Here is a 15,539-nt window from a genome sequence, read left to right on the forward strand (position 1 = left end):
TTCCAAATATTATTGAAATTATGAAAAATGTTTGTATAATAAAAATAAGCTTGATTCATTGTTGTATAACAAAACAATTATAGTTATATAACATGTTTCGCAGTCCGCAACAAAGTGCAATTATTGTTCGCTATTACAAAACAAAAGGGGGAAAAGTAAGTAATGAGTACTGGAATGTTAGCTTTATTATCATTATTGCCAATTATTGCAGTTGCAGTATTCCTTGTCGGACTAAGATGGCCGGCAAGTAAGGCCATGCCCATCTCGTACCTTGTAGCTGTTGTCCTGGCTCTATTTGTCTGGAAGGTGTCGGGTGCAAAAGTGGCGGCTGCATCCATTAATGGCCTGGTTGTCGCCGGAACACTCCTATACATTATTTTTGGTGCAATACTGCTTCTGAATACTCTGCAGGAAAGCGGCGGCTTAAAGACCATCCGCCAGGGATTTACCGATATCTCTCCTGACCGCAGAATTCAAGTGATTATCATTGCCTGGCTATTCGGTTCTTTCATTGAAGGCGCATCCGGGTTTGGGACTCCTGCAGCAGTAGCTGTACCGCTATTAGTGGGTCTGGGCTTCCCGGCTATGGCAGCTGTAATTGCCGGGATGGTTATTCAAAGCACACCAGTTTCATTCGGTGCAGTAGGCACTCCGATGCTCGTTGGTGTGCAGTCCGGTTTATCTGGCAATGCGAGCCTTACAGATAATCTGCTTGGCCTTGTAACGCAAATTGCCGGACAAGTAGCTATTCTCCATATGATTGCAGGCACATTAATTCCTTTATTTGTAGTAGCTTTAATGACAAGATTCTTTGGCAAGAACAAATCGTTTACAGAAGGGATAAAGATTTGGAAGTTTGCCCTGTTCGCATCTTTTGCCATGACAATCCCTTATGTAATTGTTGCCAATGTTCTTGGACCTGAATTCCCGTCTATGATTGGAGGATTAACTGGTTTAGCAATTGTTGTTGTTGCGGCAAAAAAGGATTTCTTATGCCTCCTAAGGATCAGGTTTGGGATTTTGAAGAGAAATCCAAGTGGGATCCGGAGTGGACTGGTAAACTTGAAATCAAAGCAGTTGCCCACAAAAGCGGAAGCATGAGCATGCTGCGTGCCTGGACTCCTTATGTTTTAGTTGGCCTGTTCTTAGTATTGTCCAGATTGAAATCGCTTCCATTCCTGGAGTGGCTCCAGGCGTGGACGGTTAAGTTTGAAAACATTTTCGATTCCGGCATCACCTCAAGTTTCCAGCCGCTGTATTTGCCGGGGACCATTTTTATTCTTGTATCCGTTATCACCTATTTTATTCATGGAATGAATTCTGGTTCATACAAAAAAGCCTGGGCAGATTCAGGAAAAACAACCGTTGCTGCTTCAACCGCATTAATTTTCACTGTTCCGATGGTACAGGTTTTCATCAATACCGGCGGGGGAGAGGCAGGCTATAATCAGATGCCGATCGAACTTGCAAACGGTGCTGCAGCACTTGCAGGGGAATTCTGGCCGTTCTTTGCAACGTTTATAGGAGGCATGGGTGCTTTTATCGCGGGAAGCAATACTGTCAGTAATATGATGTTTTCTCTATTCCAATATGATGTTGGTTCACAGATTGGAGTGGATGCAACCTGGATTGTAGCTCTTCAGGCAGTCGGCGGAGCAGCTGGAAACATGATTTGTGTCCATAACGTAGTTGCTGCATCAGCTGTTGTTGGTCTTGTCGGAAAAGAAGGCACTGTCATTCGGAAAACCCTTTTCCCATTCTTCTATTATGCCTTGCTGGCTGGGTCAGTGGGCTACTCGATTGTATGGTATTCGCAAAAAGGGATCTTCAATCTCGGATCCTTCATTGCGGTTGGCATCGCATTCGCAGCTGTTTATATTATCGCAACAAACAATAGACGTTCCAACATGATTTTGCCTCCGCCTCCGGTGAATGTGAAATCAGCTAAATAATTAATTATAACTGGTTTAGCCCTTTGGCTGAGCCAGTTTTTTCTTTTATAAAAATTTAAATTTCCTCTTCTCTTTTCCAATTACTTGTAATATAATCTAACTGTATTAACTGTACTATGAATGATAGTACACTACGTACAGATGGGAGGGTAAACATGTTTGAATTGGACGTAAGGAGCCGAAAGCCTATATATGAACAGCTGGTTGAGCGGCTTAAAGAGCTGATCATCACCGAGGTCTTAACAGCAGATGAACAGCTGCCTTCCGTTCGAACACTGGCCCATCAGCTGACAATCAATCCCAATACGATTCAAAAGGCATACAGGGAACTAGAATCTCAGGGCTATATTTATTCTATAAAGGGGAAGGGCAGTTTTGTCAGTCCAGCAACTCCCAATCTGAACAGAGAAAAAATAGAAAAAGTGAAAAGTGAACTTTCAAAGCTTTTATCAGAAGCTATATATCTTGGAATTACAAAAGATGAATTATTTAATATGATTCAGGAATTAGAAGCAGCTATAGGGGGAGGGATAGAAGATGATCAAAATCCGTAATGTACGTAAATCATTCGAGGAGATGGAGGCTGTTGAAAATGTCTCCATCGAAGTCAATAAAGGGTCCATATACGGCTTGCTTGGTTCCAATGGAGCCGGAAAAACAACGCTCTTGAAGCTTTTGGCAGGCATCTATGTGGAGGATGAGGGGTATGTTGCCATTGACGGCCAGCCGGTCTTCGAAAATCCGGTAATTAAGGAAAGGATCTTTTTTATTCAGGACCATCCCTATTTTCTGCCTCAATATACAGTTAAGCAAATGGCACAATTTTATCAAAATATTTACAGCAGATGGGATGACGGCCGCTTTGAAGAACTTGCTGCTATTTTTGAAATGGACATACATAAAAAGATTCATAGATTTTCAAAAGGCATTCAGAGGCAGGCTGCTTTTATCCTGGCTTTGTCTGCCAGGCCGGAAGTTTTAATTTTGGATGAGCCTATGGATGGGCTGGACCCGGTCATGAGAAAAAAGTGAAAAGCCTGCTTATAGATGAGGTTGCCGAAAGAGAAATGACCATCCTTATTTCCTCTCATAACCTGCGTGAAGTGGAAGATTTATGTGATTTTATTGGCATCATGCATAAAGGGCGTATGATCCTGGAAAAAGACCTGGATGACCTTAAAACAGATACACATAAGATTCAAGTGGCTTTTAAAGGATCTGTACCAGCCATTTTCGATCCGCTGAAAATCCTTCATAAAGAAAAAAGAGGCAGCATTATGATCTGCATTGTAAAGGGAGATGCGAAGGAAATATCATCATATGTAGAACAATTTAAGCCTGTGATTTTCGATATGCTTCCCCTTACATTAGAGGAGATCTTCATCTATGAAATGGGGGATATTGGATATGCAGTCCAGAACATCCTTGGTTAAAAGGGAAATTTTAAAAACGATTTTCAGAAGTGTAGGCTGGGTTTCCATTGTATATTTTCTCGGTCTGTTCTTCGCTATTCCACTTGATATAATAATGAATTCTTCAGAGGAACAGCGGAAATTTCTGGACATTGACAATCTGTTTCAACACAACTTCCAAATCCAGTTTATTTTTAATATATCAGTGCCGGTGATCTTGTCAGTGTTCTTATTCAGATACACACAGGTAAAACAATATAGCGATTTAATGCACAGTCTCCCAGTCAAGCGGGCATCCATTTTTCATCAGTATGCTTTAACTGGCATCATGCTATTAATTTCGCCGGTTTTACTCATTGCTTTGATAGTTCTGATACTGTACCAGCCCATGAATTTGCAGGAGTTCTATTCAATTGGGGAGATATTCAATTGGGTGGGCATCACCCTTTTGTTTAATATTGTGATTTACCTGGCAGGAGTTTCTGTGGGAATGCTGACGGGATTATCCGCCGTTCAAGGTGCCTTAACGTATATTTTCCTCTTGCTCCCTGTAGGCCTGATCATTTTAGTTTCTATTAATTTGCCATTCTATTTATTTGGCTATCCAGACCAATATTATATGGCAAGCAAATTTGAGAAGTTTTCTCCCTTAATTGCACTAACTCAGATGAACATGCGCACTCCCTCAAGCGCAGAGGCTGTTATTTATCTCTTTCTTATTTTGTCTCTGTATTGTCTTGGTTTGCAGATCTATAAAAGGAGAAGGATGGAGGCTGTCTCCCATGCCCTGGTTTTTCCGATTACAAAACCCATCTTTAAATATGGTGTAACTTTTTGCACGATGCTTTTAGGGGGAGGATATTTCGGTGAGATGCGCGGCGGCATGAGCTGGCTTATAGCTGGCTACGTGTTTGGAGCATTGATTGGATATGCGGCTGCCGAAATGGTTCTGCAAAAATCATGGCGTGTGACCATTAATATGAAAGGATTGCTGGCATACACAGCTTTAATGGCGGCTTTATTCGCCTTATTCCAATTTGACTTTACTCAATATGAAAAAAGCATACCACGGGGCAATGAGATTGAGCGGGTTCATTTTAGCGAGAGTTTTTACCTTTATAGTGATATCGATACTGAGGAACCCTTATATTTGAAAGAATACGAGAATATTGATTTGGTCAGAAGATTTCATGAGACGATTGTAAAGGATGAAAACAGGCTTGCGGAGATTCCGGGCCGCGATTCAGTTTTTATCGTGTATGAACTGAAGAATGGTGAAAAGCTAATCCGTGATTACAGGATTAATAAAAAGGAATACAAGCCATTTCTTAAGCTGATTTATGAATCAGATGAATATAAAAAGGCAACAAATGAAATTTATCAGGTTTCAGCAGATGCTGCAACGAAATTGACGATTACTCCAACTGGCCCAGTTACGAAGCGGGCGGTCATTACAGACGATAAAGATCTAAAAGAGGCTATTGAGATATTAACTGAAGAAGTTGATTCTGCTTCCTTTGAAGAACTCCAGGGAAGTGACGAGCCATATGCGCACATTGAGATTTTTTATAATGACAGCAATAAAGCTTATATGCCCTGGTATCCTTCTTATTCAAGATTTGAGAAATGGCTGGAAGAAAAGTCACTGCTGAATGAAGCAAGAGTGAACAGCAATGATATCTCTTATGCTTTGGCTGCAAAAGCGAAGGATATCGATATCAACTTTGCAGCAGGGTACTCGTATGAAGAAGTTTTTGAAGAAATGAGAGATAGCAAATCTGCCGTCAAATTAACGGATAAGGAACAAATTGAAAGCAGCTTGAAGAATTCAGAAGGATTCGTGGATGGAGACTATATTATTGCGTTCTATTTTGATGAGCAAAGGACAATTGATATTAAAAGCTTCACGGAAAAAACAGTTCCAGCCTTTATAAAAGAACGGCTTCAATAAAAGGTTAGAAACCTATAGGAGAGGGGGATTAAAGTGATTAAACCTTCAATGGATATGAGAGAGATCTGCAGGCTCTACAATAAACGGCTCTATCATATTGCTTATAATATAACTCGGGATCATTATCTTGCACAGGATGTTGTGCAGGAATCCCTGCTCAAAGCATATAAAAAAATGGACAGCATTGATGATCAGGAAAAGCTGGGGGCCTGGTTATCCTCGATTGCAACCAGAACTGCGATTGATTTTGTCCGGAAAGAAAGAAGGACAAATGAGAGAATACAGGATTCTTTTGATTTTGAAAACTGCATGGAAAGTAAATTTATTGATGCTGGGCAGGAAGCAGAAGTTAATTTGCTTGAGGAGCAGATATACGCTTATGTGGATTCCCTCTCCTATGAACAGAAAAGGGTTTTCCTGCTTAAAACAAAGCACGGGCTGAAAGAGAAAGAAATAGCGGACATTCTCCATCTCAACCCAAACACTGTCAAAACTAAATTGTATCGGGTCAGGCAGCACCTTAGAGAAATTCTTGGCGATCGGTATTTGGCATAGAAAAACAGCTTCTGAAAAGGAGCTGTTTTTTTGTGCAATTACAAGGAATTGATAAATAATCAGCAGGGAATTCGGCCAGTCAGCAGGAAAATCTCCATTCTTAATGGAAATGTCTTCATAGAAAACCTGATTAATAAAAGGAGGTTCACTATGGAATTGAAAGATTGCAGGGCCATAATCACTGGCGGCGCCTCAGGGCTTGGCGAGGCGACTGTGAGAAAAATAGCCGGATGCGGCGGAAAAGTTCTTATTGCAGATTTGGCGGAAGATCGGGCAAGCCATCTTATCAAGGAACTGGGAGGGAATGTTTATTTTTTAAAACGGATGTAACAAAAGAAGAAGACGTGCAGGGAGCAGTTGCATTCGCTTCTGAAAAATTTGGCAGCTTTAATACTGCCGTTAACTGCGCCGGCATCGGAATTGCCGCCAAGCTGCTTGGCAGAAAGGGAGTCCACACACTGGATATGTTCCAAAAGGTCATAACGATTAATCTGGTCGGGACTTTTAATGTCATTCGCCTGGCTGCTGAACAAATGGCAAAGAATGATCCGAATGATCAAGATGAAAGAGGCGTCATTATTAACACTGCTTCCGTAGCAGCCTTTGAAGGACAAATTGGCCAGGCTGCATATAGTGCATCGAAAGGCGGTGTGGTTGCCATGACCTTGCCAATTGCCAGAGAGCTGGCGGATTATGGGATTCGTGTTATGACGATTGCCCCTGGATTGTTTAATACACCTATGTTTGATTCACTGCCTGATGAGGCAAGGGATTCATTGGGGAAAATGGTGCCCTTTCCTTCAAGACTGGGATATCCTGAGGAGTATGCCAGGCTGGCTGAGAGTATTTTAGTGAATCCGATGCTGAATGGAGAAACGATCCGTCTGGATGGCGGCATCCGTATGCAGCCTAAGTAAATAGAGAACCTGCCCTTTCTGCATAGAATAGGTTCTTTTTTTGAAAAATTATTTTAATGTTCTAAAAATATCGATAATTATTGTACAATATAAATGTAAGCCTTTTCAAAGGTGAGGAATAGTACTTTGTGTTATGTCAAAAAAATTTTAGATTCGGAGGATCATAATATGGCTGCTTCATACATACAGGAAGAGCATGAAATTTTTCGGCAATCACTGCGTAAGTTTTTAGAGAAGGAAGCCTATCCGAATTATGACAAATGGGAAGAGGACAGGATCATTCCCCGGGATTTTTGGTACAAGATGGGGGAGCAGGGTTTTTTATGCCCTGATATTGAAGAAAAATATGGCGGAAGCAGCGTTGATTGGGGCTTCTCAGTAGTCATCAATGAAGAACTTGAACGTGTTGGCTCAGGCATGGTGGGAATTGGGCTTCACAATGATATCGTTGTTCCGTATATTACTGCTTATGGAACAGATGAGCAAAAGGAAAGGTGGCTGCCAAAGTGTGCGGCAGGAGAAATCATTACTGCTATCGCAATGACTGAACCTGGCGCCGGATCTGATTTAGCCGGCATCAGAACGACAGCAAGACTTGAAGGGGACCATTACATAGTGAATGGCGAAAAGACCTTTATAACCAATGGAATTCATTCCGATTTAATCATCATTGCCTGTAAAACCAATCCCAATGCAGTTCCCCGGCATAAAGGAGTAAGCTTGCTTGCGGTCGAGAGGGAAACCAAGGGGTTTACAAGGGGAAGAAAATTAAACAAGGTCGGACTTCACTGTCAGGATACGGCAGAGTTAATTTTTGAAGATTGTAAGGTTCCGAAAGAAAATCTGATTGGAGAAGAAGGGAAAGGTTTTCTTTATTTGATGGAAAAGCTGCAGCAGGAAAGACTTGTCGTAGCAATCGCTGCCCAGGTGGCTGCAGAGGAAATGCTTAATTTAACAATGAATTATGTTAAGAATCGCGAGGCATTCGGAAGACCGGTCAGCCAATTTCAAAACACTCAATTTAAGATTGCCGAAATGGCAACAGATATAGAGATGGGAAGGTCGTTCCTTGATCAATTGATCACAGAACATATGGCAGGCAAAGATGTAGTTACAAAAGTCTCCATGGCGAAATGGAAGCTTACAGAAAATGCCCGGAATATTGCCGCAGAATGCATGCAGCTTCATGGCGGCTATGGCTATATGGAAGAATACGAGATTGCAAGGAGATACAGGGATATACCGGTTGCCAGCATATATGCAGGTACAAATGAAATCATGAAAACCATTATTGCGAAGAACATGGGTTTATAAGGAGGAGTAAACATGCGTGAAGCTGTCATCGTCGAAGGTGTCAGAACGCCAGTAGGAAGAAAAAACGGCTTTTTAAAAGATATCAGGGCGGATGATCTGGCTGCTGAAGCACTAATGGCACTTGTCGAACGTGCAGGTATAGATCCGCAAATTATTGATGATGTCATTCTTGGGTGTGTCTCGCAAATAGGCGAACAAACAGGGGATATTGCAAGGGTCGCAGCTTTGATCGCAGGGTTTCCGATTGAAGTGCCAGGTACCACCATTGATCGTCAATGCGGCTCCAGCCAGCAGGCTGTCCATTTTGCAGCTCAGGCGATTTTGGCGGGAGATATGGAAATTGTTATCGCAGGCGGTGTCGAAAGCATGTCCCGTGTCCCAATCGGCTCCAGTTATCAGGGTGTAGGATTCAGTGAAAAACTGACAGACAAACATGAAATCATCCACCAGGGCTTATCAGCTGAACGCATTGCTGAAAAATATGGTTTTACAAGAGAAGAACTTGATCGCTATTCATTAGAGAGCCACCAAAAGGCTTTAAAAGCCCAGGACGAAGGACGTTTTGAGAGAGAGATTGCACCATTAAATGTGAAATTGCCTGATGGACAGCTCATGACGGTTTCGGAGGACTCTGGCCCCAGAAAGGAAACGTCGCTGGAAGCACTTGGAAGTTTAAGGGCTGTTTTTAAGGAGAATGGGGTCATTCATGCAGGAAATTCAAGTCAAATCAGTGATGGAGCCGCAGCACTATTAATTATGTCACGCGATAAAGCAGAGGAGCTTGGAATGAAGCCGAGATTCAGGATACTTTCCCGCACAGCAGTTGGCTCTGATCCTACTTTAATGCTGACTGGACCGATACCTGCAACCGAGAAAGTGTTAAAGAATGCTGGACTGGCTATTGAGGACATCGATGTGTTTGAAGTGAACGAAGCGTTCGCTCCTGTTCCGCTTGCCTGGCTGAAAGAAACTGGAGCCGACCCTGCAAAGCTTAACCCAAACGGCGGAGCCATTGCACTCGGCCATCCTTTGGGAGGCAGCGGTGCACGGCTGATGGTCACCATGATGCATGAACTAGAAAGAACAGGGGGCGCTATGGACTTCAGACCATGTGTGAAGGCCTTGGTATGGCCAATGCGACTATTATTGAACGTTTAGACTGAAGAATGGGGAGGAATGAAAATGACTACTACTATTGGAAGAATTTTCGATCTAACTGCCGGAAAATTTCCGAATAAAGAAGCCCTGTATGATGTCAGAAAAAATCTGCGTCTTACCTATAAGGAATGGAGCCTTGAGATCAATAAATTGGCGAATGCCTTAATGAATGAGGGAGTCAGGAAGGGTGACAGGGTTTCAACCTACCTTTTTAATACTGAGGAGCTTGCAACAGCATTTTTTGCATGTGCAAAAATCGGCGCCATTTTTAATCCGATCAACTTTAGGCTGATGTCAGAAGAAGTTGCTTATATCCTTCAGGATGCAGAGCCAAAAGTAGTGTTATTTGAACAAATGCTGGAATCCGGCATTACCCCAATTGCTAAACGTTTTCCGCATACAGCCTTTTGGTACATTGATGACAAGGCACCCGGATATGCTTCATCCTATCGGGAAAAAGTGGATGCAGCATCACACGATGAAATTGAAATAGAAATGGACGAAAATGACTTATACGCGATCATGTACACAAGCGGTACCACGGGAAGGCCAAAAGGAGTTGTCCACAGGCACCGGGATATGGCTGAACAAAGTTTAATCGTAATAGGAGCCACAAAGCTTGAAAGCAGTGACAATGGTCTCGTGACTGCACCAATGTTCCACTGTGCAGAGCTTCACTGTGCCTTTTTGCCAAGGGTGCATGTGGGGGCAAAAAATACCATCCTCCATCACTTTGATGCAAAAGAAGTATTACAGTTAATCTCAGATGAGAAGATTACAAAGTTTTTTGCAGCACCTACCATGTGGAATATGCTGCTGCAGGAAAACTTAAGCCATTATAACCTGGAAAGCCTGAAGCTGGGACTGTATGGAGCAGCTCCAATGGCTCCGGCACTTGTTTATGCCTGCCGGGAAAAATTAGGCGTATCCCTCGTACAGGCATATGGAATGACCGAGATGGGGCCAGCGATTACGTTTTTATCTGAAAATGATCAAATCCGGAAAGCAGGGTCTGCCGGGCAGGCATGTTTAAATCATGAGATTAGGATTGTAAGGCCGAATGAAAATGGTCCATCAGATCCTGAGAATGTGGTGCCGACAGGGGAAACAGGTGAAATCATCGTAAAAGGTCCATGCATGATGAGTGGTTATTTTAATCGGGATGAGGCAAACGATCTTGCCATGCACGGGGGCTGGTACCATTCAGGTGACATAGGATATCTGGATGACGAAGGCTACTTGTACGTTAAAGACAGAGTCGATGATATGATCATTAGCGGCGGTGAAAACATTTACCCTAGGGAAGTGGAAGATATTTTATATACGCATAATGGCGTACTGGATGTGGCAGTGATCGGCCAGCCTGATGACCGCTGGGGTGAGACGGTCACAGCATTTGTAGTTAAAAAAGATCCGGCACTATCTGAAAATGAGCTGGATGAACTGTGCAGGAATAGTGATGAACTTGCTAATTATAAGCGGCCGAGAAAATACGTATTCTGTGAAGCTCTGCCAAGGAATGCAAGCGGCAAGATTCAAAAGTTTATGCTCAGAAAGCAGCTGGAGGATCTGTTCGCTGACGGAAAAATTTAGCCGGAAGAAAGGGATGCATGATGTTAAAAGGCATTAGAGTAATTGATTTTTCCAATTATCTCCCCGGTCCGTTTGCTTCCCAGAGACTTGCAGAGCTTGGAGCTGAAGTGATTAAGGTTGAATCCTTGACTGGTGACCCCGCAAGGCAGCTGGATATTAAAATAGAGGGTACAGGAGCCGTGTTTGCCGCCAACAACCGCGGTAAAAAAAGCATTACACTCAATCTGAAGAGTGAGGATGGAAGAAATGCAGCCCTAAAGCTGATTTCTGAAAGTCATGCCGTGCTGGAAAGCTTTCGGCCAGGAGTCATGAAAAAGCTCGGACTTGATTATGAGACTGTAAAAAGACACAAGCCCGCTATCGTTTATTGCTCCCTTACAGGCTACGGGGGCAATGAAGACTATCAATATTTAGGCAGCCATGATTTAAACTATATGGCAGTAAGCGGCGCCCTTTCCCAGCTGAAGGACCCCAGCGGCCGTCCAGTTCACCCGTCCAATACAATAGCGGACTTTATGGGAGGAATGGCCGCGAGTGAAAGGATACTGGCAGCCCTGCTTTCCAGCAGGATTTCCGGAAATGGCGGGCATCACTGCATTTCCATTGCTGAAGTGATGGCTTCCATCATGGGAAACCATTTGCTGATTGAAAACGAAACGGGTTATTCAAATGGGCTATCGGTACTAAGCGGGGAGATCGTCGCCTACTCTATTTATGAAACAAAGGATGCGAGGTTTGCTGCTCTTGCTGCATTAGAGCCGAAGTTTTGGATTAACTTCTGCAAGAGTGCCGGCAGGGAGGATTGGATTGATTCCCATTTCTCCCGTGCTTCTGGCAATAATCCTGTATATTTGGAGATGACCGAATTATTTAAAAGCAGGACATTAAAAGAGTGGACTGAATTCGGGCAAAGAGTTGATTGCTGCCTGACTCCGGTATTGGAGACGGGTGAATTAAAAGACTTTCCACTTTTTAAGGAGATTTATGAACAAGACGGGAATTACCCTTTAGTTAAAATGCATGGAGGAATTGACTCAGCATTGACTGGCCCTCCAAAACTGGGAGAACATAATGAGGAAGTTTTAAGCAATATTGCTGGAATGTCAGCGGAGAATGTTAAAGCTCTGACAGCAAAATAAATATTCTAAATAAAAGTCGGCGAACTTGTCTTTCAGATAGCCGATCTGTAACTTATGAATTCATGAAGAGCCCTAAATCCATATGATGGATTATGGCTCTTTCTTTTTTGGCGGCGAATGTTTCTATGAAAGAGGAGGGCTTTAAAGAAGATTAAATGGTATAATGAAAGGGAATATATAATAAAATAAACTTTTTTCTATTTTTGGAGTGTGATGGTCACTAGTGCGTTTTATTAAAACAATTCCCAATATGGTCACTTTGGGTAACTTATATTGCGGTTTTCTTTCAATCGGAATGGCTGCCAATGGCGAATTTAAAAATGCAGCAATATTAATTTTAATCGGCATGATGCTTGATAGCATGGACGGCAGGCTGGCAAGAATGCTGAAAGCGGATAGTACGCTTGGAAAAGAACTTGATTCACTGGCAGATATTGTTACATTTGGGGTTGCCCCTTCATTTTTGGTCTTTTATACATACTTTTTTCAATTTGGAATCCTTGGATTAATCGTTTCAGGTCTTTTTCCTCTATTCGGGGCATATCGGCTTGCCCGATTCAATATCAGTCCCCCAAAGTCCTCATTAAATTATTTTATAGGAGTTCCAATAACAGCAGCAGGAGGGATAATGGCCATACTGACCCTTTTTGGTGACCGTATTCCCAATATCATTACAACTGTTGTGTTCACAGCACTATGCTTTCTGATGGTAAGCAGAATTCGGATTCCCAGCTTTAAGGAAGTTCCTCTTCCAAAATACGGGACGATTGTTACCATTTTTCTTGGAAGTGTTCTGTACGTTATTTATAAGGGCTCCTATGGACCATTTCCCGATTTAATTTATATTGCGATTCCGCTTTACATAGCGTATTTGACATACCGATTCATTAAAGGTAAAAACAAAAAAGAAATCGATTAATTAGAAATGCGGAAGCGCCTTGCCCGCGAAGGAACGCAGACTTAGACCGCCACCCTCCCAAAAGCTGTTGCTTTCGGTCGTGTGATGTTTATGCTGACGCCCTGGGGCCTCACCTCGAGGAGGCAGGCTGCTTGCGCAAACAGTTATCAGAGTTCAAAGTTATACTTTTTTACAAATAAAAAAGGCCGGGATGGCCTTTTTTATTTGTAAAATACCTTGTCTATATTAAATTTTGCATGAAGGGTATTAATGATATAAGTTTCATAAATTTCGCGCTCCATGCTGTCTTCCACGTAAATGACCGCAATTTTATAGATATCATCGCGATGATTTTTTATTGGAGAAACATTATCTTCAAAATGTTTTTTCACGCGCTGCCTTAATTTTCGTGCCTTCCCTACAAATAGCAGATCTTCATTCGCATCGAAAAACAGAATCATGCCGCCCTTGTCTCTTGGTATTTTATGATAATCTGTGAAACCATAGACACTGCTAAGGTCACTTTCTCCTGCCTGTCCCGTTTGCCTGCTTCTTGTAATTACGAGATCAGGCTGAGGGATTTCAATTTTTATCAATATCATCACTTCCTATTCTAAGATTAAAGAGTACCATAAATTTCATATGTAATCTACATTAAAAAGTATCATTGGATCCTGCCTTGCCGCAGAAGCTCCTTATATGAAGTGTAATTGTTTTTGTCTTTCTTTTGTCATATTCAGCAGCACTTCATTATTAAGCGAGCGTGCCATTTTAAGGGTAAGATCCAAAATCTTTTGATTCCTTCCTTCTGGCCGTAATCAATAGCAACCCGATCACATTGAACTTCAGTATCTGTACAAATTATATTCTTTCCAGCAGGATAGGTAATATGTCCAATTTCATGCCAGATTATCGCTTCTTTTATTTCTCTGTCTGAACAGAACTTTTCATAATCATAGACGACAATAAACCAGTCATAATGCGCATACAGGGATTGATAAAACATAGTCAGGAGTCTGCAGTCAATATTCCACAAGTTCAGCCAGCTTCCATCGTTTAGACCAAAGTTTTTTAAAACAGTATGTTTATCTTCTAAAATGGCTATTATTCCGTCCAGGCCGCAATAGGATAAGGAAAGCTCTTCACACAAACAGATCAAGTCAGATTCTCCTTTTAATTAATTTCGGTTTACTAGCATTGTTATGTAAGCGGCACTTTTTTAATCACCAGCCTATAAAAAAATAAAGAAATGAATGGATTTGTTTGCAAACTGCCATGCGGCAGTATGATGCAAAAACGTGGCAGCAGATACATTTCAAGAAAATCTGCAAGGTAATTAATTTAGGTGTGATTTAACTAGTAATCCAAAAGCGGGGCCTCAGCAGCCTTCATGGAGGGGTAAAGGTTGCTCGAGACCAAACTTTCATATGCACAGCGGCTTTCCAGCACACTTTCAGCTAAGCCTGGTTAACGGCACTTTAAGAAGTTAATCGTGTTTTTTCCTGATTATAGTAAACCAAAATGGGTATATTCTAATAAAAATTAACATTGAACGGGTGAATTCCTAAGCTGAGCACATCTGTGTTAGCTTTTTTTCGTTCTTTTTACATAAAGAGTTTCCCTCATAATTATTACTTAGCTTATAGTGAAAAATACTTACACATAAGGAAATTGTCATATCAATATTCCATTTCACATAAAAATGAAAAATAGCTAAGGGCTAAAAAATATTTTAAATATAAAAAGGAGAAAATAAATATGTAAAGAATATTAAAACTATTCATAATTTTATAAAAAATATTTTGTGTTTCGAAATAAAGGGGTTAGCAAGTTGGGGATATTAGAGATTAAAGATGCTACTTTGAGGTTTGGAGGCGTAGTGGCGCTTGACAACGTCTCATATGAAGTGCAGGAAGGAGAGATTTTTTCACTTATTGGGCCAAATGGCGCAGGGAAGACAAGTATGCTGAATTGCATTAGCGGACTATACAAGCCTTCATCTGGTTCCATCCATTTCAAGGGGGAAGATATCACCCGCTATAAACCTCACAAAAGAGCCAGTATGGGCATTGCCAGGGCATTCCAGAACATCGAACTTTTTCCGCATTTATCTGTTTTGGACAATCTGATGCTTGGCAGGCATGTGAGAATGAAAACCGGACTCCTTGCAGGAGGATTTTATTGGGGAAAGGCGCAAAGAGAGGAAATTGAACATCGGAAAAAAGTTGAGCAGGTGATCGATTTTCTTGAAATTGAGGATATCCGCAATACTCCCGTGGGTACCCTTTCGTATGGATTGCAGAAAAGAGTCGAAACCGGCAGGGCTCTGGCACTGGAACCTGACATCCTTCTTCTGGATGAGCCGATGGCAGGCATGAATAGTGAGGAAAAAGAGGACATGGCCAGATACATTATCGACATTCATGAAGAAATGAATACAACTATTATATTAATTGAACACGACATGGGGGTTGTAATGGATTTATCCGATCACATTGCAGTTCTTGATTTTGGTAAGCTGATTGGTTACGGGACGCCTGAAGAGATTCAGAATAATCCTAGAGTCATAGAAGCTTATCTGGGAGAGGAGAATGCCGTATAAAAGATGATTCGTCTAAACGGTAGATTAATAGTTTTGTAGGGGGAGAGA

General features: G+C 41.9%; 10 protein-coding genes and 4 pseudogenes. 12 read left to right on the forward strand and 2 right to left on the reverse strand.

What is annotated here, in order from left to right:
* Positions 1 to 162: 162 nt before the first annotated feature.
* The 11 genes and pseudogenes from M5V91_RS03235 to pssA all read left to right on the forward strand — a co-directional run bounded on the left by M5V91_RS03235 (position 163) and on the right by pssA (position 12,910).
* Positions 163 to 1,952 (forward strand): annotated as a pseudogene (locus M5V91_RS03235) (L-lactate permease).
* Positions 1,953 to 2,107: 155 nt separating this feature from the next.
* Entirely contained in the window at positions 2,108 to 2,506 is a 399-nt protein-coding gene (locus M5V91_RS03240) for a GntR family transcriptional regulator (protein ID WP_009333547.1), read from the forward strand.
* A pseudogene (locus tag M5V91_RS03245) lies at positions 2,490 to 3,385 on the forward strand (ABC transporter ATP-binding protein). The gene M5V91_RS03240 and the pseudogene M5V91_RS03245 overlap by 17 nt, the downstream one beginning before the upstream one ends.
* Entirely contained in the window at positions 3,339 to 5,315 is a 1,977-nt protein-coding gene (locus tag M5V91_RS03250) for a DUF6449 domain-containing protein (protein ID WP_251156796.1), read from the forward strand. The pseudogene M5V91_RS03245 and the gene M5V91_RS03250 overlap by 47 nt, the downstream one beginning before the upstream one ends.
* Positions 5,316 to 5,348: 33 nt before the next feature.
* The gene (locus M5V91_RS03255) at positions 5,349 to 5,870 is read left to right on the forward strand and encodes an RNA polymerase sigma factor (protein WP_019382486.1); all 522 of its coding nucleotides are present in this window, start codon (positions 5,349 to 5,351) and stop codon (positions 5,868 to 5,870) included.
* A 150-nt stretch (positions 5,871 to 6,020) separates the two neighbouring features.
* Positions 6,021 to 6,787, forward strand: a pseudogene (locus M5V91_RS03260) (3-hydroxyacyl-CoA dehydrogenase).
* A 168-nt stretch (positions 6,788 to 6,955) separates the two neighbouring features.
* Positions 6,956 to 8,101 carry an acyl-CoA dehydrogenase family protein gene (locus M5V91_RS03265; protein WP_009333552.1) on the forward strand — a complete coding sequence of 382 codons (1,146 nt, stop codon included), beginning with the start codon at positions 6,956 to 6,958 and terminating at the stop codon, positions 8,099 to 8,101.
* Positions 8,102 to 8,113: 12 nt separating this feature from the next.
* A pseudogene (locus M5V91_RS03270) lies at positions 8,114 to 9,264 on the forward strand (thiolase family protein).
* A gap of 19 nt (positions 9,265 to 9,283) precedes the next feature.
* A complete protein-coding gene (locus tag M5V91_RS03275) occupies positions 9,284 to 10,852 on the forward strand; it encodes a fatty acid--CoA ligase (protein WP_217025502.1) in 1,569 nt (522 codons plus the stop codon).
* Between the two features lie 20 nt (positions 10,853 to 10,872).
* Positions 10,873 to 11,991, forward strand: a complete 1,119-nt coding sequence (locus M5V91_RS03280) for a CaiB/BaiF CoA transferase family protein (protein WP_019382491.1) — start codon at positions 10,873 to 10,875, stop codon at positions 11,989 to 11,991.
* A gap of 223 nt (positions 11,992 to 12,214) precedes the next feature.
* Entirely contained in the window at positions 12,215 to 12,910 is a 696-nt protein-coding gene (pssA, locus tag M5V91_RS03285) for a CDP-diacylglycerol--serine O-phosphatidyltransferase (RefSeq protein WP_009333556.1), read from the forward strand.
* Between the two features lie 200 nt (positions 12,911 to 13,110).
* On the opposite strand, the gene M5V91_RS03290 is transcribed toward pssA, so the two are convergent.
* Both M5V91_RS03290 and M5V91_RS03295 read right to left on the reverse strand, forming a co-directional pair.
* On the reverse strand, positions 13,111 to 13,485 hold the full coding sequence (locus M5V91_RS03290; protein ID WP_019382492.1) for a nucleotide excision repair endonuclease: 375 nt from the start codon (positions 13,483 to 13,485) through the stop codon (positions 13,111 to 13,113).
* Between the two features lie 140 nt (positions 13,486 to 13,625).
* A complete protein-coding gene (locus tag M5V91_RS03295) occupies positions 13,626 to 14,048 on the reverse strand; it encodes a hypothetical protein (protein WP_284521713.1) in 423 nt (140 codons plus the stop codon).
* 672 nt (positions 14,049 to 14,720) lie between these two features.
* Here M5V91_RS03295 and M5V91_RS03300 point away from each other — a divergent pair.
* The gene (locus M5V91_RS03300; protein WP_009333559.1) at positions 14,721 to 15,491 is read left to right on the forward strand and encodes an ABC transporter ATP-binding protein; all 771 of its coding nucleotides are present in this window, start codon (positions 14,721 to 14,723) and stop codon (positions 15,489 to 15,491) included.
* The last annotated feature ends 48 nt before the right edge of the window (positions 15,492 to 15,539 follow it).

The organism is Cytobacillus pseudoceanisediminis (genome assembly GCF_023516215.1).
GTDB classification, from domain to species: Bacteria; Bacillota; Bacilli; order Bacillales; family Cytobacillaceae; genus Cytobacillus; species Cytobacillus pseudoceanisediminis.